Genomic DNA, 18,766 nt, shown 5'->3' on the forward strand with positions numbered 1-18,766 from the left:
TTTATATGAATTTTGACAAATTTACTCAAAAATCCCTTGAAGCCGTTCAAGGTGCATATAATATTGCTAAGGAATACGGCAATCCAGAGGTAAAAGAAATTCACATCAACTACGCCCTCTTAAATGACAAGGAAGGCCTTATTCCTAGGGTCTTGACATATATGGACAAAAACCCTGATATGTTGAAAGGTGACGTCTTAAAGGTTATTGAAAGACTTCCAAAACAATCAGGTGCAGAAGTTTATGCCGACTCTTCTTATAGGGAACTTTTCCAAAAGGCAGAGGACTTTAAAAAGAAGATGGGTGATGATTACCTTTCTGTTGAACACATCTACCTTGCTCTATTGAATATGAAGGGAACTGATTCTTCTTCTGTCTTTAATAAGAACAAGATCGATGCTGATGGATTTTTAAATGCCCTTAAAAAAATTAGGGGCAACCAACACGTAACTACTGATAATCCAGAGGGAACTTACGACGCTCTTAAAAAGTACGGCCAAGATTTAACTGAACTTGCTCGTGAAGGTAAGCTTGACCCAGTTATTGGTCGTGACGAAGAAGTTCGTAATGTTATCAGGATTCTTTCTCGTAGGACTAAGAACAACCCAGTTTTAATTGGTCCTCCTGGAGTTGGTAAGACTGCCATTGCTGGTGGACTTGCCCAAAGAATTGTCTCTGAAGATGTGCCAGAAGGCTTAAAAAACAAAACTGTTTTTTCACTTGATATGGGTGCCCTAATTGCTGGTGCAAAATATCGTGGTGAATTTGAAGAAAGATTAAAGGCTGTTTTAAATGAAGTCTTAAAATCTAATGGAGATATAATTTTATTTATCGACGAAATCCACAACATTGTGGGAGCAGGCAAGACTGATGGTGCAATGGATGCATCCAACCTTTTAAAGCCAATGCTTGCTCGTGGTGAACTTCACGCTATTGGGGCAACAACTCTTGACGAGTACAGGAAGTACATCGAAAAGGATCCTGCCCTTGAAAGAAGATTCCAAAAGGTTATGGTAAAGGAACCAAGTGTTGAAGATACTATTGCAATCCTTCGTGGACTAAAAGATAAATATGAAATCTACCACGGAATTAGGATCTCTGACTCAGCAGTTATAGCTGCGGCAACTTTATCTGATAGGTATATCACTGACAGGTTCTTGCCAGATAAGGCAATCGACTTAATGGACGAAGCTTGTGCAATGCTTAGGACAGAAATCGACTCAATGCCAACAGAGATTGATGAAGTTAGAAGAAAAATCTTGCAACTTGAAATTGAAAACCAAGCCCTTAAAAAGGAAACTGATGAAGCAAGTGCTGAAAGACTTAAAAAACTTCAAGGAGAACTTTCTGAAGAAAAGGCAGAGTTTGACAGGTTAAAATCTAAGTGGGAAGCAGAAAAGAAGGAACTTGACTCCACAAAGGACATCAAGAAGAAAATCGAAGATACTAACCACGCCATTGAAGAAGCTGAAAGAAACTACGACCTTGAAAGACTTTCTGAATTAAAATACGGAACTCTTCCAAAGTTAAAAGATGAACTTGCAGCTAGAGAAAAAGCATCTACAAAAGATGAATCATCTATGGTGAAGGAAGAAGTCACAGAAGATGAAATCGCCTATGTAGTTAGCAGGTGGACAGGAATCCCTGTTGAAAAATTAAATAAGACTGAAAGAGATAAGTTGTTAGGTCTTGAAGACATCCTCCACAAGAGGGTAATAGGTCAAGACAAGGCTATTGAACTTGTGTCAGATGCAGTTTTAAGAGCAAGAGCTGGACTTAAAGATAAAAACAAACCAATAGGTTCTTTTATCTTCTTAGGACCAACTGGAGTTGGTAAAACTGAAACAGCCAAGGCACTCACTGAAACACTTTTCGATGACGAGAGAAACCTAATAAGGATTGACATGTCCGAGTACATGGAAAAACACTCTGTGTCAAGACTTGTTGGATCCCCTCCAGGATATGTAGGTTACGATGAAGGCGGACAACTTACTGAAGCAGTAAGAAGAAAACCATACTCAGTAATACTATTTGATGAAATCGAAAAGGCCCACCCAGATGTATTTAACATCTTGTTACAAGTTCTTGATGACGGTAGACTTACTGACAACCAAGGAAGGACTGTGGACTTTAAAAACACAGTTATTATAATGACATCAAACATTGGATCTCACTTCTTAATTGACGGCATTGATGAAGATGGCAAGATTAAAGAAGATGCGAGAGAAAATGTAATGGCTGACTTGAGGGCATCCTTTAGGCCAGAGTTCTTAAACAGGGTTGATGAAATTGTCCTATTCAAACCACTTCAAAAGAGTGAAATTTATGGCATCATCAAACAAAGTATTGCCGAAGTTGAAAAGAGACTTGCAGACAGAGACATCCACATCGAAGTTACAGATGGAGCTTTGGACTTTATCTTGAATGCATCCTTTAGTCCACAATATGGTGCAAGACCTGTTAAGAGATACATCTCTCACAAGCTTGAAACTATTATTTCTAAGATGATAATTAGGGGAGACGTAATGGACGGCGACACAATTGTAGTTGAAGTAGAAGCAGACGACTTGTCTGTCAAAGTAAAATAAATTTATGGACTTGCTTAGGCAGGTCCTTAATTTTTAAAATTTTTGTGATGAGCTAGGGAGTATTTTTTCAAGTTGATTAATGATTACAAATTTTTATTTTGAAGCGATGAGTTGAAACTTTTTGTTTTTTATTACTTTTGTTGATGGAAAAATTTATTTCTCTTTAATGACAAATTATTAAGAAAAAATTAAATACTTTAAAAACCTCTAAATTATCACTTTTTTATCACAAAATAGATTTAAACTCAGTAACATAGTATGAAATAAGAAGTATAAATATATTTTATATTTTGATTTAGGAGGAAATTTTATGAAACCATATAGCAAAAAATATTTAACACTTGCTCTAGCAGGAGTGCTAGCGGCATCAATCCCAGCAACTGCCTTCGCAAAAGGACCAGCTGATCCAAATGCAGGAAAAGATGCAAAAGTAACAGATACAAATCCAGAAAATAAAACAGGAAAAGGAGCTGCAGATCAAGGTTCAGGAAGTGATTCTGATAAGGTAAAAGAAGCTCAAAAGGAAACTGAAAAGGCAAAGAAAGAAGCTGAAAAAGCAAAAGAAGATGCTCAAAAGGCTAAAGAAGAAGCTGATAGATTAAGAAAAGAAAAAGAAGAAAAAGAAAAGGCTGAAGAAAGAAGACAAAGAGAAAGACTTTCTCTTTCAAATCTTAAATACGATGGAACTTATTTAACAGGATACACTTCATCAAAGGCTGATATTTATATTAAGCTTGCAAACTCAAGATATGGATACGGATCTTACTATAGCTATGAAAGAATAGGAAGAGCAGATGACAGAGGAGACTTCAAGATTAGTGTAAATCTTAAAGAAGGAGAAACTTACTCAGTAAAGGCAGTAGATGGTAGATATGAATCAGCAGAAAGAGAAATCAAAAATGACAACTACAAAAATATCAAGGGAACAAGAATTGACGCTAGTGAATTAAGTATTTTTGGAAGGGTTCTAACAGGAAAAGTTAAGGGTCATGCTTTTGACTTCATCACAGTTTACCTTGAAGGAGAAAAACTTGGCACAGTTAGAGCAGACAAGGATGGAAAATTCACACTTACTCTTAACAAGAGCATTGAAACAAGAGATCTTGACAACTTAAGATTCTACACAGATGCAAAAACTGTTGAAAACAAAAAATTCAAAGTTACAGAAGCTCTTGAAGGACAAAAAATTGTAAAGGGTACTGCAAACACTGATGATGAAATCACAGTTTACGATGCAAATGGAAAGAAAATCTCTAACACTTATGTAAACAACGCTGGCGTATTTACAGCTTTCTTAGACAGAGCCCTAATCAATGGCGAAACAATTAAAATTGAAGCAAGAGATAAGGACAAAAACATCACTAAGATTGAATACAAGGTAACAAAGAATGCAGTAGAAGAAGTTAAGGCAATTGCTTACATCAAGGGATATCCAGATGGAACATTTAAGCCACAAGCAAATGTAACAAGAGCAGAAGCAGCTCAAATGTTTGCTACACTTCTAAATGGTGGAACAAACTTTGGTACAAGCCAAGCTACAAAATTCTCCGATGCAAGCGATGATTGGTACTCAAAGGCAATCAATTATGTTGTTGGCAAGGGACTAATCTCTGGTTACCCTAATGGAACATTTAAACCAAATGAAAGCATTACAAGAGCAGAATTTGCACAAATGATTTCTGGCTACGTTAAAAATGAAAAAGCTAGCACATCAGACTTCAAAGATGTTAAAGACCACTGGGCAAAGGATGCAATTGACAAACTTTATGGCAACAAAAATGTTAATGGTTATCCAGATGGAAGCTTCAAACCAAATGCTAAGATTACAAGAGCAGAAGCTGTTACAATCCTAAACTCTGTATTTAACAGAAATACAAACAAGAGCTCACTTAACAATGTGAACACTTCATCACTTAACAAGTTCTCTGACGTTAATGAAGGATTCTGGGCTTACTACAACATTCTTGACGCAGCAAACACTCACAATAGAGAAAGACTAAACTCAACTTCTGAAGTTGACATGTGGAAATAAATAAAATTTTGAGGGCTCCCTGAGGGGAGCCTTTTTTTATTGCCTGTCGATTATTTTTTAGTTTATGAAAGTTTGTGAGCTTGTAAGACTTAATGACTTTATAAAATTTTGTGAACCCATAAGACTTAATGACTTTATAAGAAATTATTAACTCATAAGAAATTATTAACTCATAAGACTTGCTGACTTTATAAAAATTTTTGAGGTCGCAATACTTGCTGACTTTTTCATAAATTATTAAGTCTTAAAAGTTTATGACTTCATAAAATCCTATGGACTTAGAGAAAAATTTAAAAATTTTACAAATTATTTTTTAAAAATCTTAAGCCAGTTTAAGCTCGTACTTGATGGGGACAGGGGACTTTTTAAAATCATAAAAGACTTAAAGTTTTAAAATAATCTTTTAAGAAAATGAAAATTGTCCTTGACTTTTAAAAATCTCCCTTATATAATTGATGAAACAATTAAATAAAGTGTATTGAAAAATACGATAGAGGCGCGGGATTTATCAGTAATCTCTCAGAGCAAGACCATGCAGTGAAGGGAGATGAAAGGGAATTTCGCCGAAGTATATTATTGGTAACAGATAATATGCTGGGCATGCAAACAATATTTGCATGACTGTCACGATTTAGTGGGGAGCTATCTAAGGTTAAATACTTTGTCTTTACATATTTAGACATTTTAACAGTTTGGATTTCCCAAACTGTTTTTTTATTACTTTTTGATAGTTACCGAAGAATTTTACGGAGGTATATCATGAATTTAAGAAGAAACGCAAGAAGATTACTACTAGTAGGAGCAATAGCAGGTACAATGCTTTTAACAGCTTGTAACCCAAAGGGTGATGGGGGATCAGCTGCAGCACCGGCTGACTCAGACACACTAAGGGTTGGTATGGAATGTGACTACGCTCCATTTAACTGGACACAAACTGGTGAAGAACACGGCTACAAGATTGCAGCAGGTGGCTACGCTGGTGGATATGACGTTGAAATCGCAAAGAAAATTGCTGAATCAATGAACAAAAAACTTGAAATTGTAAAAACTGAATGGAATGGTCTTACTCCAGCTATTACATCTGGAAAAATTGATCTTATCATAGCAGGTATGAGCCCAACTGCAGAAAGAAAGGAAACTCTTGACTTCTCAGAAACTTACTACACATCAGACCTTGTAATTGTTGTTAAAAAAGATTCCCCTTATGTTAATGCAAAGAGCATAAATGATTTTAAGGGAGCAAATATCACTGGTCAACTTAACACTTTCCACTACGATGTCATTGATCAAATAGAAGGCGTAAATAAATCAACTGCTCTTGAAACTTTCCCAGCAATGATCGTTGCTCTTAGAAGTGGAAAGATTGACGGATATGTTTCTGAAAGACCAGGAGCCCTATCAGCAGTAGCAGCAAATGACGACTTAACATTTGTTGAATTCTCTGAAGGTAATGGATTCAAAACTTCTGTTGAAGATACATCAATTGCAGTAGGAGTTAAAAAAGGTAACACAGAACTTCTTGACCAAGTAAACGCTGCTCTTTCAAAAATCCCTGAAGATGAAAGACAAAAAATAATGGAAGAAGCTGTGGCTAACCAACCACTAGGTGAATAAGATATAGGAGATAAATATGCCAAGTAGTTTTTTTGGATGGATTGGATTTTTATTAAAAGAATATGGCCCCCTCTTTGTTGAGGGGACTATTAATACAATTATAATTGCCGTTGTGGGTACTTTAATTGGTTTTTTAATAGGTCTTTTAATCGCAATAGTAAGAACAACAAAAGTAAATAAAAAGTCATCTGCCTTTAAGAGGGTGGGCCTAAAGATTTTAAATGTAATTATTAGCATTTATATCCAAGTTATTAGGGGAACTCCAATGATGGTACAAGCCATGATGTTTTATTATGGATCCCTTCAATATTTTAATTTAAACATGGCGGCTATGCCTTCAGCCCTAATTATAGTTTCTGTTAACACAGGAGCTTATATGGCAGAGATAATAAGAGGTGGAATTATTTCTGTAGACAGGGGACAAACTGAAGGAGCCCTATCTATAGGAATGACTCATTGGCAAACAATGACAGAAGTTGTCCTTCCTCAAGCTGTGAGAAATATTATCCCATCAGTTGGCAATGAATTTATTGTAAACATCAAGGACTCTTCAGTTCTTAACGTAATTTCTGTTTCAGAATTATTTTTCATTTCAAAGTCAGCTGCAGGAACTTATTTAAGATATTTCGAAGTTTTCTTTATAACAGCTTTGATTTATCTATTCTTAACAATAAGCGTGAGTCAAGCAATGAAGCTTGTTGAAAAGAAATTAGACGGAGATGGAACTTACAAGATTTACGGATCTCAATCAACAGCAGAAGTTATAGAAGTAAAGGAAGAGGTGTGAGATGGCCAATATTTTTGAAATAGAGAACTTGGAAAAAAGTTTTGGAGAAAATGAAGTTTTAAAGGGAATAAATTTTACAGTCCAAAAGGGCGAAGTTGTTTCAATAATTGGTTCATCTGGATCAGGTAAGTCAACCCTACTTAGGTGTATCAACCTCTTAGAAGAGCCAGACTCTGGTGAAATAAGATACCATGGAGAGAACATGTTAGAAGAAAAATCTTCTATTAATAATTACAGGACTAAGGTGGGAATGGTTTTTCAATCCTTTAACCTCTTTAACAACATGACTGTTCTTGAAAACTGCGTCATAGGACAAGTTAAGGTCCTAAAGAGGTCTCGTGATGAGGCAGTTAAGATTGCAGACAAGTTCCTTGAAAAAGTTGGCATGTATCCCTTTAGGGACGCAAGGCCAACATCCCTATCTGGTGGACAAAAGCAAAGGGTGGCAATAGCAAGATCACTTGCTATGAGCCCAGAAGTTCTGCTTTTTGACGAGCCAACATCGGCTCTTGACCCAGAGATGGTTAAGGAAGTCCTAAATGTTATGAGGGACTTGGCAGAAGAAGGACTTACAATGCTTGTTGTAACTCACGAGATGGGCTTTGCAAGAGATGTATCCAACAGGGTCCTCTTTATGGACAAGGGAGTCATAGCAGAAGGCGAAGACTCAAAAGAATTTTTCACAAATCCAAAGACACAAAGGGCAAAGGAATTTTTGTCCATGGTTTTATAAAAAGAAGGCTCGAGAGGGCCTTTATTTTTTTGACTTTTTTGGTCTTGTCGCTTGCGTTAAAAGTGTAGCTTTAAGATTTTTTAAATTTTATAAGCACTTATCTCACAGAAAAAATTTACAAAAAAATAGCAGCCAATTAATGACTGCTAGCTTACATATTATTAATTTTAAAAATCTTACCAAATGTGAAGTAGGTGTTGCATCAACAAGCTGACAAAAATAATTCCTATCCAGCAAAGGGCTCCTTCAATAATTGCCTTGCCACCTTGAGAAATTAATTTTTTAATATCAGTGTTAAGACCAATTGCTGACATTGCCATGATGATAAAGAACTTTGACAAGAACTTCATTGTTGACAAGAAGGAGTCAGGAAGTGGAAGGAAAGTTGTAACAATTGATGCAAGAAGGAAGAACAAAATAAAAGTTGGGAAAGTTTTTAAAACACTAACCTTCTCAGTGTTTTCCTTTGACTTAATTATTCCAAGCACAAGAGTGATTGGGATAATTGCAAGAGTTCTTGTTAGCTTAACAATTGTTGCGTAGTTAAGAGCTGTGTCGTCGTTAAACATTGTAGACCAAGTTCCACTTGCAGCAACAACAGAAGATGTGTCGTTAATAGCAGTCCCTGCCCACATGCCAAAGCCTGTGTGAGTCATGCCAAGCTTAACCCCAAGAGTTGGGAAGATAAGAGCGGCGATGATGTTAAACAAAAATATAACAGAAATTGAAGTTGCAACGTCCTCATCCTTTGCATTAATAACAGGTGCAGTTGCAGCAATAGCAGAACCACCGCAAATTGATGATCCAACGCCAACAAGAGTTGCAATGTTGGTATCAATCTTAAGAATTTTTGCAACAACAAAAGAAATAATTAAGGCAGTAGAAATTGTTGAGAGAATAATTAAAAGTGATGACTGACCAACAACAATTATTTCACTAAGGTTTAATCCAAAACCCAAAAGAATTACAGCGTATTGCAAAACTTTTTTAGATGTAAATTTAATTCCAGCCTCAAAGGACTCCGGTCTTTTAAAATTATTCAAAATGATTCCAAGTAGGATACCAAAGACTGGTCCACCAACAACTGGAAAGTTCTTGCCCAAGAAGTAGGCAAAAACAGCAATAAGGCCAGAGAAAATTAGGCCCTTAAATATGTTTTTATTCATAATAACCCCCTGATAAAAATTTATGTTTAAAAATATCTTATGAAACAAGTATCTATTATACATCAAGATAAAAAATTTGGCAGAAAAAAATTATTTTTTATAGCTAAGTGGAAGTTGATAAATTAGACCATGAAATTGATTTTATGATCTTATTCAGTTATAATTATTCTAATAATATGTAGAAATTTATCGGAATATTGACAGATTATGCCAAGGCCTTATCCCAGTGGATTGGGTTTTTTTATGGAGGTTTTATGAGTAATAAAAAATTTTATGTTACAACGCCAATTTACTATCCAAGTGATAATCTTCACATTGGTCACACTTATTGTACTGTGGCAGTTGATTGCGTTAAGAGATTTAAGACAATGCAAGGCTATGATGTTTTCTTCACTACTGGTACTGATGAACACGGCCAAAAGATAGAAGATAAGGCTAAGGAATTTGGCATGGAGCCAAAGGCTTATGTTGATGGAATTGTTAAGAACATAAAGAAGCTTTGGGAAATCATGGATATTGATTACGATTACTTTGTTAGATCAACTGATGAAGACCACGAAAAGGACGTTCAAGAAATCTTCCAAAAACTTTACGACAAAGGCGACATCTACAAGGGTGAATATAAGGGTTACTACTGTAAGCCTTGTGAGTCTTTCTGGACTGAAGCCCAACTAGGCGAAGGTCACACTTGTCCTGACTGTGGCAGATCAACTGAACTTACTAATGAAGAGTCCTACTTCTTTAGACTTTCTAAATACAAGGACAGACTTTTAAAATATTATGAAGACCACCCTGAGTTTATTGAGCCAGCCTTTAGAAAAAATGAAATGGTTAAAAACTTCTTTGAAGGAGAAAGCGGACTTGAAGATCTTTCTGTTTCAAGATCAACTTTTGACTGGGGAGTTAAGGTTCCCTTTGATCCTAAGCACGTTGTCTACGTTTGGATTGATGCCCTAACTTGCTACTTGACTGCAATTGGATATGGAACCGATAAAGAAAAATTTAATGACTACTGGCCAGCAGGTGTCCACTTCGTTGGAAAGGAAATCATAAGATTCCACGTTATTATTTGGCCGGCAATCTTAATGGCTCTTGACCTACCTCTACCTGACAAGGTATTTGGTCACGGCTGGATTTTATTTGACAACGACAAGATGAGTAAGTCTAAGGGAAATGTTATTTACCCTGAACCAATTATCAAGCTTTACGGAGTTGATGCTCTTAAGTACTTCCTACTTCGTGAATTCTCCTTTGGTTCTGATGGATCCTTTAACATAGAAAAATTCATGCAAAGACTTAACTCTGACTTAGCAAACGACCTTGGCAACCTACTTTCAAGAACTGTTTCTATGATTGGCAAGTACAACGACGGAGTCATCAAAGACATGGGCGTTAGAGAAGACCTTGATGATGACTTAGAAAATCTTGCAGTGTCTGTTGTAGATAAGGTTGAAAAAGCAATGGAACACTATGAATTTTCTGTTGCCCTAGAAGCAATTTGGAAGCTAATTAGAAGGACTAACAAGTATGTTGACGAAACTGAACCTTGGAAGCTTGCAAAGGACGAAGACAAGAAGGACAGACTAAACACTGTTTTATATAACTTGGCAGAAAGTTTGAGAATTGTTTCTGTTTTAATTTATCCATTTATTAAGGAAACTTCTCTAAAGATTAGGGAACAACTTGGTCTTGATGAAAAAGTTTCTTGGGAAGACTCAAGAGTCTTTGGCCTACTTCCTGATGATACTAAGGTTAGAAAGGGAGAAGTCATCTTCCCAAGACTTGACATTGAAGCTGAAATCGAAAGATTTAATGAAGAAAACACAGCTCTATTAGAGTCAAGAATTATGAAGGAAAAGAAGGAAGAAAAAGAAGATATAAAAGAAGAAGTTACTATAGATGATTTTGACAAACTTGATATAAGGGTAGCTGAAGTTCTTGATGTAGAAGACCATCCAAAGGCTGATAAACTTTTTGTATTAAAATTAAAAGTTGGCGACATGGAAAGACAAGTTGTTTCTGGCATCAAAGACCACTACAAGAAAGAAGATTTAATTGGCAAGAAGGTCCTAATGATTGTAAACTTAAAGCCAATTAAGTTAAGAGGAATTGAATCCAAGGGAATGATTCTTGCAGCAGAAGACGATGAAAAGAACCTAAGCCTTGCATCAACTTTAGCCGACCTTAAATCAGGAGCAAAAATTAGTTAGGAGAAAAGATGATAGATTCACATGTCCACCTAGATGATCCTGCCTTCGATGAAGACAGAGACAGCCTAATAAAGAGCCTAGGTGATAATGGAATAGAACTTGTAATAAATAACTCTTCTGACCTCCCATCATCTGAGAGGTCAGTGGAGCTTGCAAATAAATACGAAAATATTTATGCAGCCATTGGAGTCCACCCTCATGAGGCAAAGACCTACAATGACAAGGTGGAAGAGAGATTAATTGAACTTTCTAAAAATGAAAAAGTCATGGCAATTGGAGAAATTGGACTAGACTATTACTACGACAACTCACCAAGAGAGGTCCAAAAGGAAGTCTTTAAAAGGCAAATCGAACTTGCAGCAAGACTTGGAAAAAATATTGTCATCCACTCTCGTGATGCAGTGAAGGATACCTTTGACATCTTAAAAGAGGCCCACGAAAAATATGAATTCACAGCCTTGATCCACTGTTTCTCTCAATCAGTAGAGATGATGGAAGAGTATGTGAAGATGGGGGACTACCTTGCACTTGGCGGTGCAGTTACCTTTAAAAATGCCAAGACTCCAAAGGAAGTTGCAAAGAAGGTTCCCCTTGATAGGCTCCTACTTGAGACAGACTGTCCTTACATGACGCCTGTCCCTTACAGAGGAAAGAGAAATGAGCCCAAGCTTGTTAGGTTTGTCTGCCAATACATTGCAGACCTAAGGCAAATTGATCCAGAAGAAGTGGAAAAGATAACGGCAGAAAATACAAAGAGGTTTTTTGGAATATGAAGATGACAATTAAAGAAGTAATTGTCGCAGAGGGTCGTGATGATGAAATTGCCATTAAAAAGGCAGTTGATGCAGAAATTATAACCACTCACGGCTTTGCTTTCGGAAGGAAATTAATAAATCTCTTAAAGGAAATGGACAAGAAGAAGGGAATAATAATTTTTACAGACTCTGACTACGTTGGATCACAAATAAGAAAGAGAATTGCAGATGAAATTCCCACTGCCAAGCATGCCTACCTTTCTCAAAGGGTTTCCACAAAACATGGGGACATTGGAGTAGAGAATGCTTCGCCAGAAGAAATCCTAAAGGCACTAAAGGCTGCTAGGGCAACAAAGACAGAAAAGTCCACAGAATTTACCATGGCTGACCTAATAAAAAATGACCTAGTAAACTCTGATGATGCAAGCAGAAGACGTGAGATGCTTTCTGAAATCCTAAAGATAGGATATGGAAATGGAAAAAAGACCCTAAGCAAATTAAATTCCTTTGGAATAACAAGGGAAGAATTTGAAGAGGCTATGAAGGAAGTGAACTCCCATAGATAGATTATATAAACCCAGCAAACTTTCAGAAATACTTTCCAAGTATGGCTTTAGATTTACAAAGTCTCTGGGACAAAACTTTTTAATAGATGGAAATATTGTTAGAAAAATTGCTGATGCAGCAGAAATAAGTGAAGATGACAACATACTAGAGATTGGTCCAGGTGTTGGTACCATGACAGAGGAGTTGGCACTAAGGGCAAAGAAGGTAGTAGCTGTCGAGATAGATGAAAAGCTAAGAGAACTTCACAAGGAAACTTTGGACATAGAAAATGTAAAAGTTATCTACGGTGACTTCCTTGAACTTGACCTTGAAAAAATCGCTGAAGAAGAGTTTGGTGACGAGGGCTTTAAGGTTGTTGCAAACCTACCCTACTATGTAACTACGCCAATTATAGAAAAGTTACTTTTATCTAAGGTAAATTTAATTTCTATAACAGTAATGGTACAAAAGGAAGTTGCAAAGAGACTAGCTGCTCAACCGGGCAACAAGGACTATGGATCTCTTTCAGTCTTTATAAATTATTACACAGACTGCAAGTACAAGTTCCAAGTTCCTAGCTCAGTATTTATGCCTAAGCCTAATGTTGATTCAGCAGTTGTAAATTTAAAAATGAAGGAAAGAGAAGACCTTGACACAGACTTCTTATTTAAAATAGTGAGGGCAGCCTTTACAACAAGGAGAAAGACCTTGTTAAATTCTTTTTCCAACTCAGGACTTTCCTATAGCAAGGACGATATCAAAAGAGCTCTTGAACTTAGTGGAATTGATGGAGGAAGAAGGGCAGAGACCCTCAGCCTTGAAGAGTTCATCATTTTAAGTGTAAACTTTAAAAGTGTGGGGTAAGGAAATTATGAAAACAAACTTAATCGACGATATACCTGAAAAAGTTCAGGAGGATATATCCAACTTTAATAGGAAAGAAAACTTAATAAACAACTTATCCCAAATATTTAAGACCCTATCGGACCCAACAAGGATAAAAATAATTTACGCCTTGATGAATGGTCCCCTATGCGTGTCTGATATTTCAGAATTACTGGGCATGAGTCAGTCCTCAATATCTCATCAACTTGCCCTACTTAGGACTCAAAACCTAATTAAGGTAAAAAGACGTGGTAGAAGAGCCTACTATTCACTTGATGATGAACACGTACTTTGTATTTTTAAAGACGGACTTGAACACGCTGAGCATAAGTTATAGATTTAAATAAAAATTTGTATATTTATGCATATTTAATAGAAGAAATTTTTATTCACATAGAAGAAAGCTCAAAAGGTTTGATTTTATAAAGGACCTTGGAGTATAATGAAAAAGTAACGAGGAGGAATGAATATGAGTAAAGTAACAGTATATACAAGTAACACTTGCCCTTATTGCACAATGGCAAAAGACTATCTTAAAGACAGGGAAGTTGCCTTTGAAGAAAAGAACGTGCAAACTGACAAAGAAGCAAGACAAGAATTAATGGCAATGGGTTACACAGGAGTTCCTGTAATTTGTGTTGACGACGAACAAATCGTCGGCTTCGACAAAGCGAGACTAGATGAATTGCTAAAATAAGATTTAAAAATAAGATAGAGATAGGTGTTTAATAACATCTATCTTTTTTTATGACGAGTGAATGATTGGTGAGTGAAGATGAATTTAATATGGGTATTCTTAGTTGGAGTGGGCCTTTCCATGGATGCCTTCGCAGCAGCCATCTGCAAGGGACTTGCAATTAAGAAAAATTTTTATGAGAAATCCTTTGTGATTGCTCTTTTTTTATTGGTCTTATAAGGACTTATTACTTTTAATTTTTTAAGGACTAGTGATTATCTATAAGCCTTCAAATTTTTACAAAGTCATATTTACTTATAAGTTTGTAGATTTTCATAAAGTTATATTTCCTGATGACTTTGTAGTTTTCAATGAAGTCATACTTAATTATAACTTTGTAGCTTTTTATGAAGTCGTATTTACTTATGACTTTGTAAATTTTTACGATGCAATAAAGTCCTAGGAGTTTGTAAATTTTTATAAGTTCACTGAAACTCAAAAAAAATTGTGAAAAAGTTTTTATAAAAAGTTCGTTTTAATTAATTGAATTTTTAAGACGGAGGCAGAGGTATGGGATTGATTTTATTAAAAAAATGAAATCTTTTCTTTTAAATGTATAGGAGGAAAAAAATAAAAAAATATTACAAAAAGATAGGATTACTTAAAATTTTTATAAAAAGGAAAGGATAAAATATTTGATTTTTCATTTAGTCAAAGATTTTGCCTATAAAATAAATTTTTAAGAAAAAATAATTCATAATTAAAACTTTTTTTAACAAATGTAATTAATAATTAAAAATATTTAAAATTTGTTTATCTCATGTTTTTTTCTAAAAAGGCTTTCCTTTATTTTAGTCCCTTTTTCATGTATAATTAACTTGCAAAAGATTTTGATTAATCGATGATACATAGGTTTTTTAATTGAATTAATTATAGGTCTTTGTTATAATATTCCTAAAAGCTGGAATGGATTCCGTAATATGAAACCACTTGGGGAGGTGTGATAATGTTAGGAGATGTTAGTCTTACCCTTGGGCAAGCCTTTGGCGTAGCGTTGACAGGTTTATCTGTTGTTTTCTTGGCCCTTATTTCTCTACTAATAGCAATTGTTGTTATTACTAAAATAGTTGGAGGTATTCAAGGTAAGGAAGACTCAGCGAAAGCAAATCAAGGAGCTCAAAAAGCTTCACCAAAAGCAGCAAAACCAGTTGATAATTCAATGGACCCTGCACTTTTAGCAGCTATAGTTGGAGCTATCAGCATGGAAGAAAGATCGAGAGTTGAAAGTTTTAGAATCGTATCTATAAACGAAAAGAAATAAATTATTTTAAATTATTCTATTATTTATGAAAAGGAGAAATTAATGAAATATCAAGTTAAAGTAGATGGAAAAGTTTTTGAAGTAGAAGTTGAAAAAGTTGGTGGAGGATATGCGTCACTTACACCAGGATCACTAACAGCAGCACCTGCAGCACCAGTAGCGCCAGCTCCTCAAGCAGCAGCACCTGCACCAGCACCAGCAGCACCTGCAGCACCAGCTCCTGCAGCAGCACCAGCAGCAGGCGGAGCAGGAGATGTAGTTGCACCAATGCCAGGAACTGTTCTTAAAGTTAATGTTAACAATGGAGACACAGTAGCATCAGGAGATGTAATCCTTATTCTTGAAGCTATGAAGATGGAAAACGAAATCGTAGCTCCTTGTGCAGGTACAGTAACACTTAATGTTAAAGCTGGAGAAACAGTAGATACTGACGCAGTACTAGCAAGTGTACAATAATAGGGAGGTCGGCATATGTTATTAGAAACATTACAGGGGATTCTTGGTGAATCGGGATTTGCAGCATTACAGTGGCAAAATGTGGTAATGTTTATCGTATCCTTCATTCTTATTTATCTAGCGATTAAAAAAGAATTTGAACCACTATTACTTCTACCAATTGCCTTTGGTATGCTCTTAAGAAACTTACCAATGACAGGCTTAATGGAAGTAGCAGATCCATGGCAAAGCTCTGGTGTTCTAGCAATTATGTATAATGGTGTTAAGTCTAACTTATTCCCATGTCTAATCTTCATGGGTGTAGGAGCAATGACTGACTTTGGACCACTTATTGCAAATCCTATTTCACTTATATTAGGATCAGCAGCGCAATTTGGTATTTATGTTGCCTTTATAGTAGCTGTTAAGCTTGGATTTACTGGACCAGAAGCAGCATCAATTGCTATTATCGGTGGAGCAGATGGACCAACAGCTATCTTTACAACATCACAACTAGCACCACACCTACTAGCACCAATTGCAGTAGCAGCTTATTCATACATGGCGCTTATCCCTATGATTCAACCGCCAATCATGAAGGCACTTACTACTGAAAAAGAAAGAAAAACAGTTATGACATCACTAAGAAAAGTAACTAAACTAGAAAAAATAATTTTCCCAGTTGTAGTAGTACTTTTCACATCACTACTTCTTCCAGACGTAGCACCACTTCTTGGTATGCTAATGCTTGGTAACTTATTTAAGGAATCAGGAGTAGTTGCAAGACTTTCCGACACTGTACAAAATGCTCTTATGAACATTGTTACTATCATGCTTGGTGTAACAGTTGGGGCAACAGCAGACGGAACGACTTTCCTACAACCAGCAACAATTAAGATTATTGCTCTAGGACTTATGGCATTTTGCTTTGCAACAGCAGGCGGTGTTGTATTTGGAAAAATTTTATATATTGTAACTGGTGGAAAAATCAATCCACTAATTGGATCAGCTGGTGTATCAGCAGTACCAATGGCAGCGCGTGTTTCACAAGTTGAAGGTAGAAAATACAATCCTACTAACTTCTTACTAATGCACGCAATGGGACCTAACGTTGCGGGAGTTATTGGCTCAGCCGTAGCAGCAGGTGTATTCTTAATTCTATTTAGTCATTAATTCATTCAGCTCCATAGTGAGCTGAATATTTATGCAATCAAGTTATATATGGAACAATAAGGAGGTTTTAACTTGAGTAAAGTAATGAATCTTAAAGACGCCATAGCAAAATATGTTGAAAATGGCGATGTAATATCTCTTGGGGGATTTACAACAAACAGAAAGCCTTACGCAGCAGTAAACGAAATCTTACGTCAAGGACAAAAAGATTTTATCGTTGAAGCAGGACCTGCAGGGGGAGACTGGGACACACTAATTGGAGCTGGCAGAGTAAAAGCATACATAAATTGCTACACTGCTAACTCAGGATATACAAACGTATCAAGAAGATTTAGAGCAGCAGTTGAAAAGGGAGAACTTCTAATGGAAGACTACTCTCAAGATGTTGAAATGCAAAGAATTCACGCAGCTGCACTTGGCCTTCCATACCTACCAGTTAGACTTATGATGGGTTCAAGTTTAGTTGACGAATGGGGAATTTCTAAAGAAGAAAGACAAAAAATCGACAAACTTCCAGATGACAAATTCATCTATGTTGAAAACCCATTCAAAAAAGGCGAAAAATTAGTTGCAGTACCAGTTCCGGAAATTGATACTGCAATCATTCACGTACAAATGGCTTCTCCAGATGGAACTACAAGAATTCTTGGAAACACATTCCACGATGTTGACATTGCTATTGCAGCAAGAAAAGTTATCGTAACTTGCGAAGAACTTGTAAGTGACGAATACATTAAGAATTTCGACGCTGACGAAAACAAGATTCCAGGATTCTGTGTTGACGCTGTAGTTCACGCACCATTTGGAGCTCACCCTTCACAATGTTACAAATACTACGACTACGATGCTGATTTCTACAAGATGTACAATGTTAAATCAAAGACAGAAGAAGATTTCAATGCATTCTTAGACGAATGGGTGTACGGAGTTGAAGATCACGATGCATACCTTAACAAACTAGGCGCTACTAGATTAATTGGACTTAAGGATGTTCCAGGATTTGGATACGCAACAGACGTACTAAAGAAGGGAGAAGAAAAATAATGGCTAGATACGATAACTATACTAATAAGGAAATGCAAGCAGTTACAATTGCAAGACAAATTAAAGATGGTCAAATCGCAATTGTAGGTACAGGACTACCACTAATTGGTGCTTCTCTTGCAAAGGCAGTTTACGCTCCTCACTGCTATCTAATTGTAGAATCAGGACTAATGGACTGTGACCCAATTGAAGTTCCAAGATCAGTTGGTGACAACAGATTTATGGCACACTGTGGTGTTCACTGGACAAACGCAACATACGTTGGATTCCAAGCTAACGAATGGAGACACGACAAGAAGAGAATGATCGCATTTATCGGTGGAGCTCAAATTGACCCATACGGAAATGTTAACTCTACAGTAATTGGTGACTACCACCACCCTAAGACAAGATTCACAGGATCTGGTGGAGCTAATGGTATTGCAACTTATGTAAATACAATTATCATGATGCAACACGAAAAGAGAAGATTTATAGAAAAAGTTGACTATATCACTTCTCCAGGTTGGATCGATGGCCCTGGTGGAAGAACTAGAGTAGGTATTCCTGAAAATGTTGGACCACAAATGGTTGTAACTGACAAGGGTATCTTAAAGTTCGATGAAGATACTAAGAGAATGTATCTTGCTGGATACTATCCATCTTCATCTCCAGAAGATGTAATCGAAAACACTGGATTTGACATTGACGTATCTCGTGCAGTTGAACTTGAAGCACCAGACGAAAATGTAATCAGACTTATTAGAGAAGAAATAGACCCAGGCGAAGCTTTCATAAAGAAGCCTGTTGAAGAATAATATA

Annotated in this window: 18 protein-coding genes and 1 riboswitch; of the genes, 17 read left to right on the forward strand and 1 reads right to left on the reverse strand. The window is 36.3% G+C overall.

Translation table 11 applies throughout. The features are described from left to right. Window positions 1-5: 5 nt before the first annotated feature. From clpB to ACWPVO_RS00685, 5 genes are all read left to right on the forward strand, one after another. A complete protein-coding gene (gene clpB, locus ACWPVO_RS00665) occupies window positions 6-2,588 on the forward strand; it encodes an ATP-dependent chaperone ClpB (RefSeq protein WP_454205873.1) in 2,583 nt (860 codons plus the stop codon). Between the two features lie 310 nt (window positions 2,589-2,898). Next, complete coding sequence (locus tag ACWPVO_RS00670) at window positions 2,899-4,620, forward strand: S-layer homology domain-containing protein (RefSeq protein ID WP_454205875.1); 1,722 nt, start codon at window positions 2,899-2,901, stop codon at window positions 4,618-4,620. A gap of 483 nt (window positions 4,621-5,103) precedes the next feature. Next, window positions 5,104-5,273: riboswitch (Lysine riboswitch) on the forward strand. 106 nt (window positions 5,274-5,379) lie between these two features. Beyond that, the gene (locus ACWPVO_RS00675) at window positions 5,380-6,234 is read left to right on the forward strand and encodes a transporter substrate-binding domain-containing protein (protein WP_454205877.1); all 855 of its coding nucleotides are present in this window, start codon (window positions 5,380-5,382) and stop codon (window positions 6,232-6,234) included. Between the two features lie 16 nt (window positions 6,235-6,250). Further along, window positions 6,251-7,021 (forward strand): amino acid ABC transporter permease, encoded by a 771-nt coding sequence (locus ACWPVO_RS00680; protein ID WP_005957129.1) that lies wholly within the window; start codon window positions 6,251-6,253, stop codon window positions 7,019-7,021. Between the two features lies 1 nt (window position 7,022). Further along, window positions 7,023-7,754, forward strand: coding sequence for an amino acid ABC transporter ATP-binding protein (locus ACWPVO_RS00685; protein WP_454205879.1), 732 nt, complete (start codon window positions 7,023-7,025; stop codon window positions 7,752-7,754). Between the two features lie 176 nt (window positions 7,755-7,930). Here ACWPVO_RS00685 and ACWPVO_RS00690 read toward each other — a convergent pair whose 3' ends face one another. After that, the gene (locus ACWPVO_RS00690; RefSeq protein WP_270674653.1) at window positions 7,931-8,920 is read right to left on the reverse strand and encodes a YeiH family protein; all 990 of its coding nucleotides are present in this window, start codon (window positions 8,918-8,920) and stop codon (window positions 7,931-7,933) included. 254 nt (window positions 8,921-9,174) lie between these two features. Between ACWPVO_RS00690 and metG the strand changes: the two genes are divergently transcribed. From metG to gctB, 12 genes are all read left to right on the forward strand, one after another. After that, window positions 9,175-11,130: a methionine--tRNA ligase gene (gene metG, locus ACWPVO_RS00695; protein WP_454205882.1), complete on the forward strand. Its 1,956-nt coding sequence runs from the start codon at window positions 9,175-9,177 to the stop codon at window positions 11,128-11,130. A gap of 8 nt (window positions 11,131-11,138) precedes the next feature. Next, window positions 11,139-11,903, forward strand: a complete 765-nt coding sequence (locus tag ACWPVO_RS00700) for a TatD family hydrolase (RefSeq protein ID WP_454205884.1) — start codon at window positions 11,139-11,141, stop codon at window positions 11,901-11,903. Then, window positions 11,900-12,451 carry a ribonuclease M5 gene (gene rnmV / locus ACWPVO_RS00705; RefSeq protein ID WP_005956969.1) on the forward strand — a complete coding sequence of 184 codons (552 nt, stop codon included), beginning with the start codon at window positions 11,900-11,902 and terminating at the stop codon, window positions 12,449-12,451. The genes ACWPVO_RS00700 and rnmV overlap by 4 nt, the downstream gene beginning before the upstream one ends. Window positions 12,452-12,479: 28 nt before the next feature. Further along, complete coding sequence (gene rsmA / locus ACWPVO_RS00710) at window positions 12,480-13,295, forward strand: 16S rRNA (adenine(1518)-N(6)/adenine(1519)-N(6))-dimethyltransferase RsmA (RefSeq protein WP_454207167.1); 816 nt, start codon at window positions 12,480-12,482, stop codon at window positions 13,293-13,295. Window positions 13,296-13,302: 7 nt separating this feature from the next. Further along, window positions 13,303-13,653 (forward strand): ArsR/SmtB family transcription factor, encoded by a 351-nt coding sequence (locus tag ACWPVO_RS00715; RefSeq protein ID WP_454205886.1) that lies wholly within the window; start codon window positions 13,303-13,305, stop codon window positions 13,651-13,653. A gap of 132 nt (window positions 13,654-13,785) precedes the next feature. Further along, the gene (locus ACWPVO_RS00720; RefSeq protein WP_005957143.1) at window positions 13,786-14,013 is read left to right on the forward strand and encodes a glutaredoxin family protein; all 228 of its coding nucleotides are present in this window, start codon (window positions 13,786-13,788) and stop codon (window positions 14,011-14,013) included. A 78-nt stretch (window positions 14,014-14,091) separates the two neighbouring features. Next, window positions 14,092-14,232: a hypothetical protein gene (locus tag ACWPVO_RS00725; protein ID WP_454205889.1), complete on the forward strand. Its 141-nt coding sequence runs from the start codon at window positions 14,092-14,094 to the stop codon at window positions 14,230-14,232. A 766-nt stretch (window positions 14,233-14,998) separates the two neighbouring features. Continuing rightward, on the forward strand, window positions 14,999-15,313 hold the full coding sequence (locus ACWPVO_RS00730; RefSeq protein WP_005957031.1) for an OadG family protein: 315 nt from the start codon (window positions 14,999-15,001) through the stop codon (window positions 15,311-15,313). 42 nt (window positions 15,314-15,355) lie between these two features. Then, window positions 15,356-15,769: a biotin/lipoyl-containing protein gene (locus ACWPVO_RS00735; protein ID WP_454205891.1), complete on the forward strand. Its 414-nt coding sequence runs from the start codon at window positions 15,356-15,358 to the stop codon at window positions 15,767-15,769. Between the two features lie 15 nt (window positions 15,770-15,784). Then, the gene (locus ACWPVO_RS00740; RefSeq protein WP_148464766.1) at window positions 15,785-16,921 is read left to right on the forward strand and encodes a sodium ion-translocating decarboxylase subunit beta; all 1,137 of its coding nucleotides are present in this window, start codon (window positions 15,785-15,787) and stop codon (window positions 16,919-16,921) included. A 72-nt stretch (window positions 16,922-16,993) separates the two neighbouring features. Continuing rightward, window positions 16,994-17,965, forward strand: coding sequence for a glutaconate CoA-transferase subunit A (gene gctA / locus ACWPVO_RS00745; protein WP_454205894.1), 972 nt, complete (start codon window positions 16,994-16,996; stop codon window positions 17,963-17,965). Beyond that, window positions 17,965-18,762, forward strand: coding sequence for a glutaconate CoA-transferase subunit B (gctB, locus tag ACWPVO_RS00750; RefSeq protein ID WP_005957178.1), 798 nt, complete (start codon window positions 17,965-17,967; stop codon window positions 18,760-18,762). Before gctA ends, gctB begins: the two co-directional genes overlap by 1 nt. Window positions 18,763-18,766 lie beyond the last annotated feature (4 nt).

The organism is Peptoniphilus sp. Marseille-Q6390 (assembly GCF_965119475.1).

Bases quoted from the DNA above. Each gene is read 5' to 3' on its own strand.
- ACWPVO_RS00740 (WP_148464766.1), top strand. From the start codon at position 15,785: ATGTTATTAGAAACATTACAGGGGATTCTTGGTGAATCGGGATTTGCA.
- ACWPVO_RS00680 (WP_005957129.1), top strand. From the start codon at position 6,251: ATGCCAAGTAGTTTTTTTGGATGGATTGGATTTTTATTAAAAGAATAT.
- ACWPVO_RS00690 (WP_270674653.1), bottom strand. From the start codon at position 8,920: ATGAATAAAAACATATTTAAGGGCCTAATTTTCTCTGGCCTTATTGCT.
- ACWPVO_RS00730 (WP_005957031.1), top strand. From the start codon at position 14,999: ATGTTAGGAGATGTTAGTCTTACCCTTGGGCAAGCCTTTGGCGTAGCG.
- ACWPVO_RS00725 (WP_454205889.1), top strand. From the start codon at position 14,092: ATGAATTTAATATGGGTATTCTTAGTTGGAGTGGGCCTTTCCATGGAT.
- gctB (WP_005957178.1), top strand. From the start codon at position 17,965: ATGGCTAGATACGATAACTATACTAATAAGGAAATGCAAGCAGTTACA.
- ACWPVO_RS00670 (WP_454205875.1), top strand. From the start codon at position 2,899: ATGAAACCATATAGCAAAAAATATTTAACACTTGCTCTAGCAGGAGTG.
- ACWPVO_RS00715 (WP_454205886.1), top strand. From the start codon at position 13,303: ATGAAAACAAACTTAATCGACGATATACCTGAAAAAGTTCAGGAGGAT.
- ACWPVO_RS00685 (WP_454205879.1), top strand. From the start codon at position 7,023: ATGGCCAATATTTTTGAAATAGAGAACTTGGAAAAAAGTTTTGGAGAA.
- ACWPVO_RS00735 (WP_454205891.1), top strand. From the start codon at position 15,356: ATGAAATATCAAGTTAAAGTAGATGGAAAAGTTTTTGAAGTAGAAGTT.
- ACWPVO_RS00700 (WP_454205884.1), top strand. From the start codon at position 11,139: ATGATAGATTCACATGTCCACCTAGATGATCCTGCCTTCGATGAAGAC.
- ACWPVO_RS00720 (WP_005957143.1), top strand. From the start codon at position 13,786: ATGAGTAAAGTAACAGTATATACAAGTAACACTTGCCCTTATTGCACA.
- metG (WP_454205882.1), top strand. From the start codon at position 9,175: ATGAGTAATAAAAAATTTTATGTTACAACGCCAATTTACTATCCAAGT.
- clpB (WP_454205873.1), top strand. From the start codon at position 6: ATGAATTTTGACAAATTTACTCAAAAATCCCTTGAAGCCGTTCAAGGT.
- rnmV (WP_005956969.1), top strand. From the start codon at position 11,900: ATGAAGATGACAATTAAAGAAGTAATTGTCGCAGAGGGTCGTGATGAT.
- ACWPVO_RS00675 (WP_454205877.1), top strand. From the start codon at position 5,380: ATGAATTTAAGAAGAAACGCAAGAAGATTACTACTAGTAGGAGCAATA.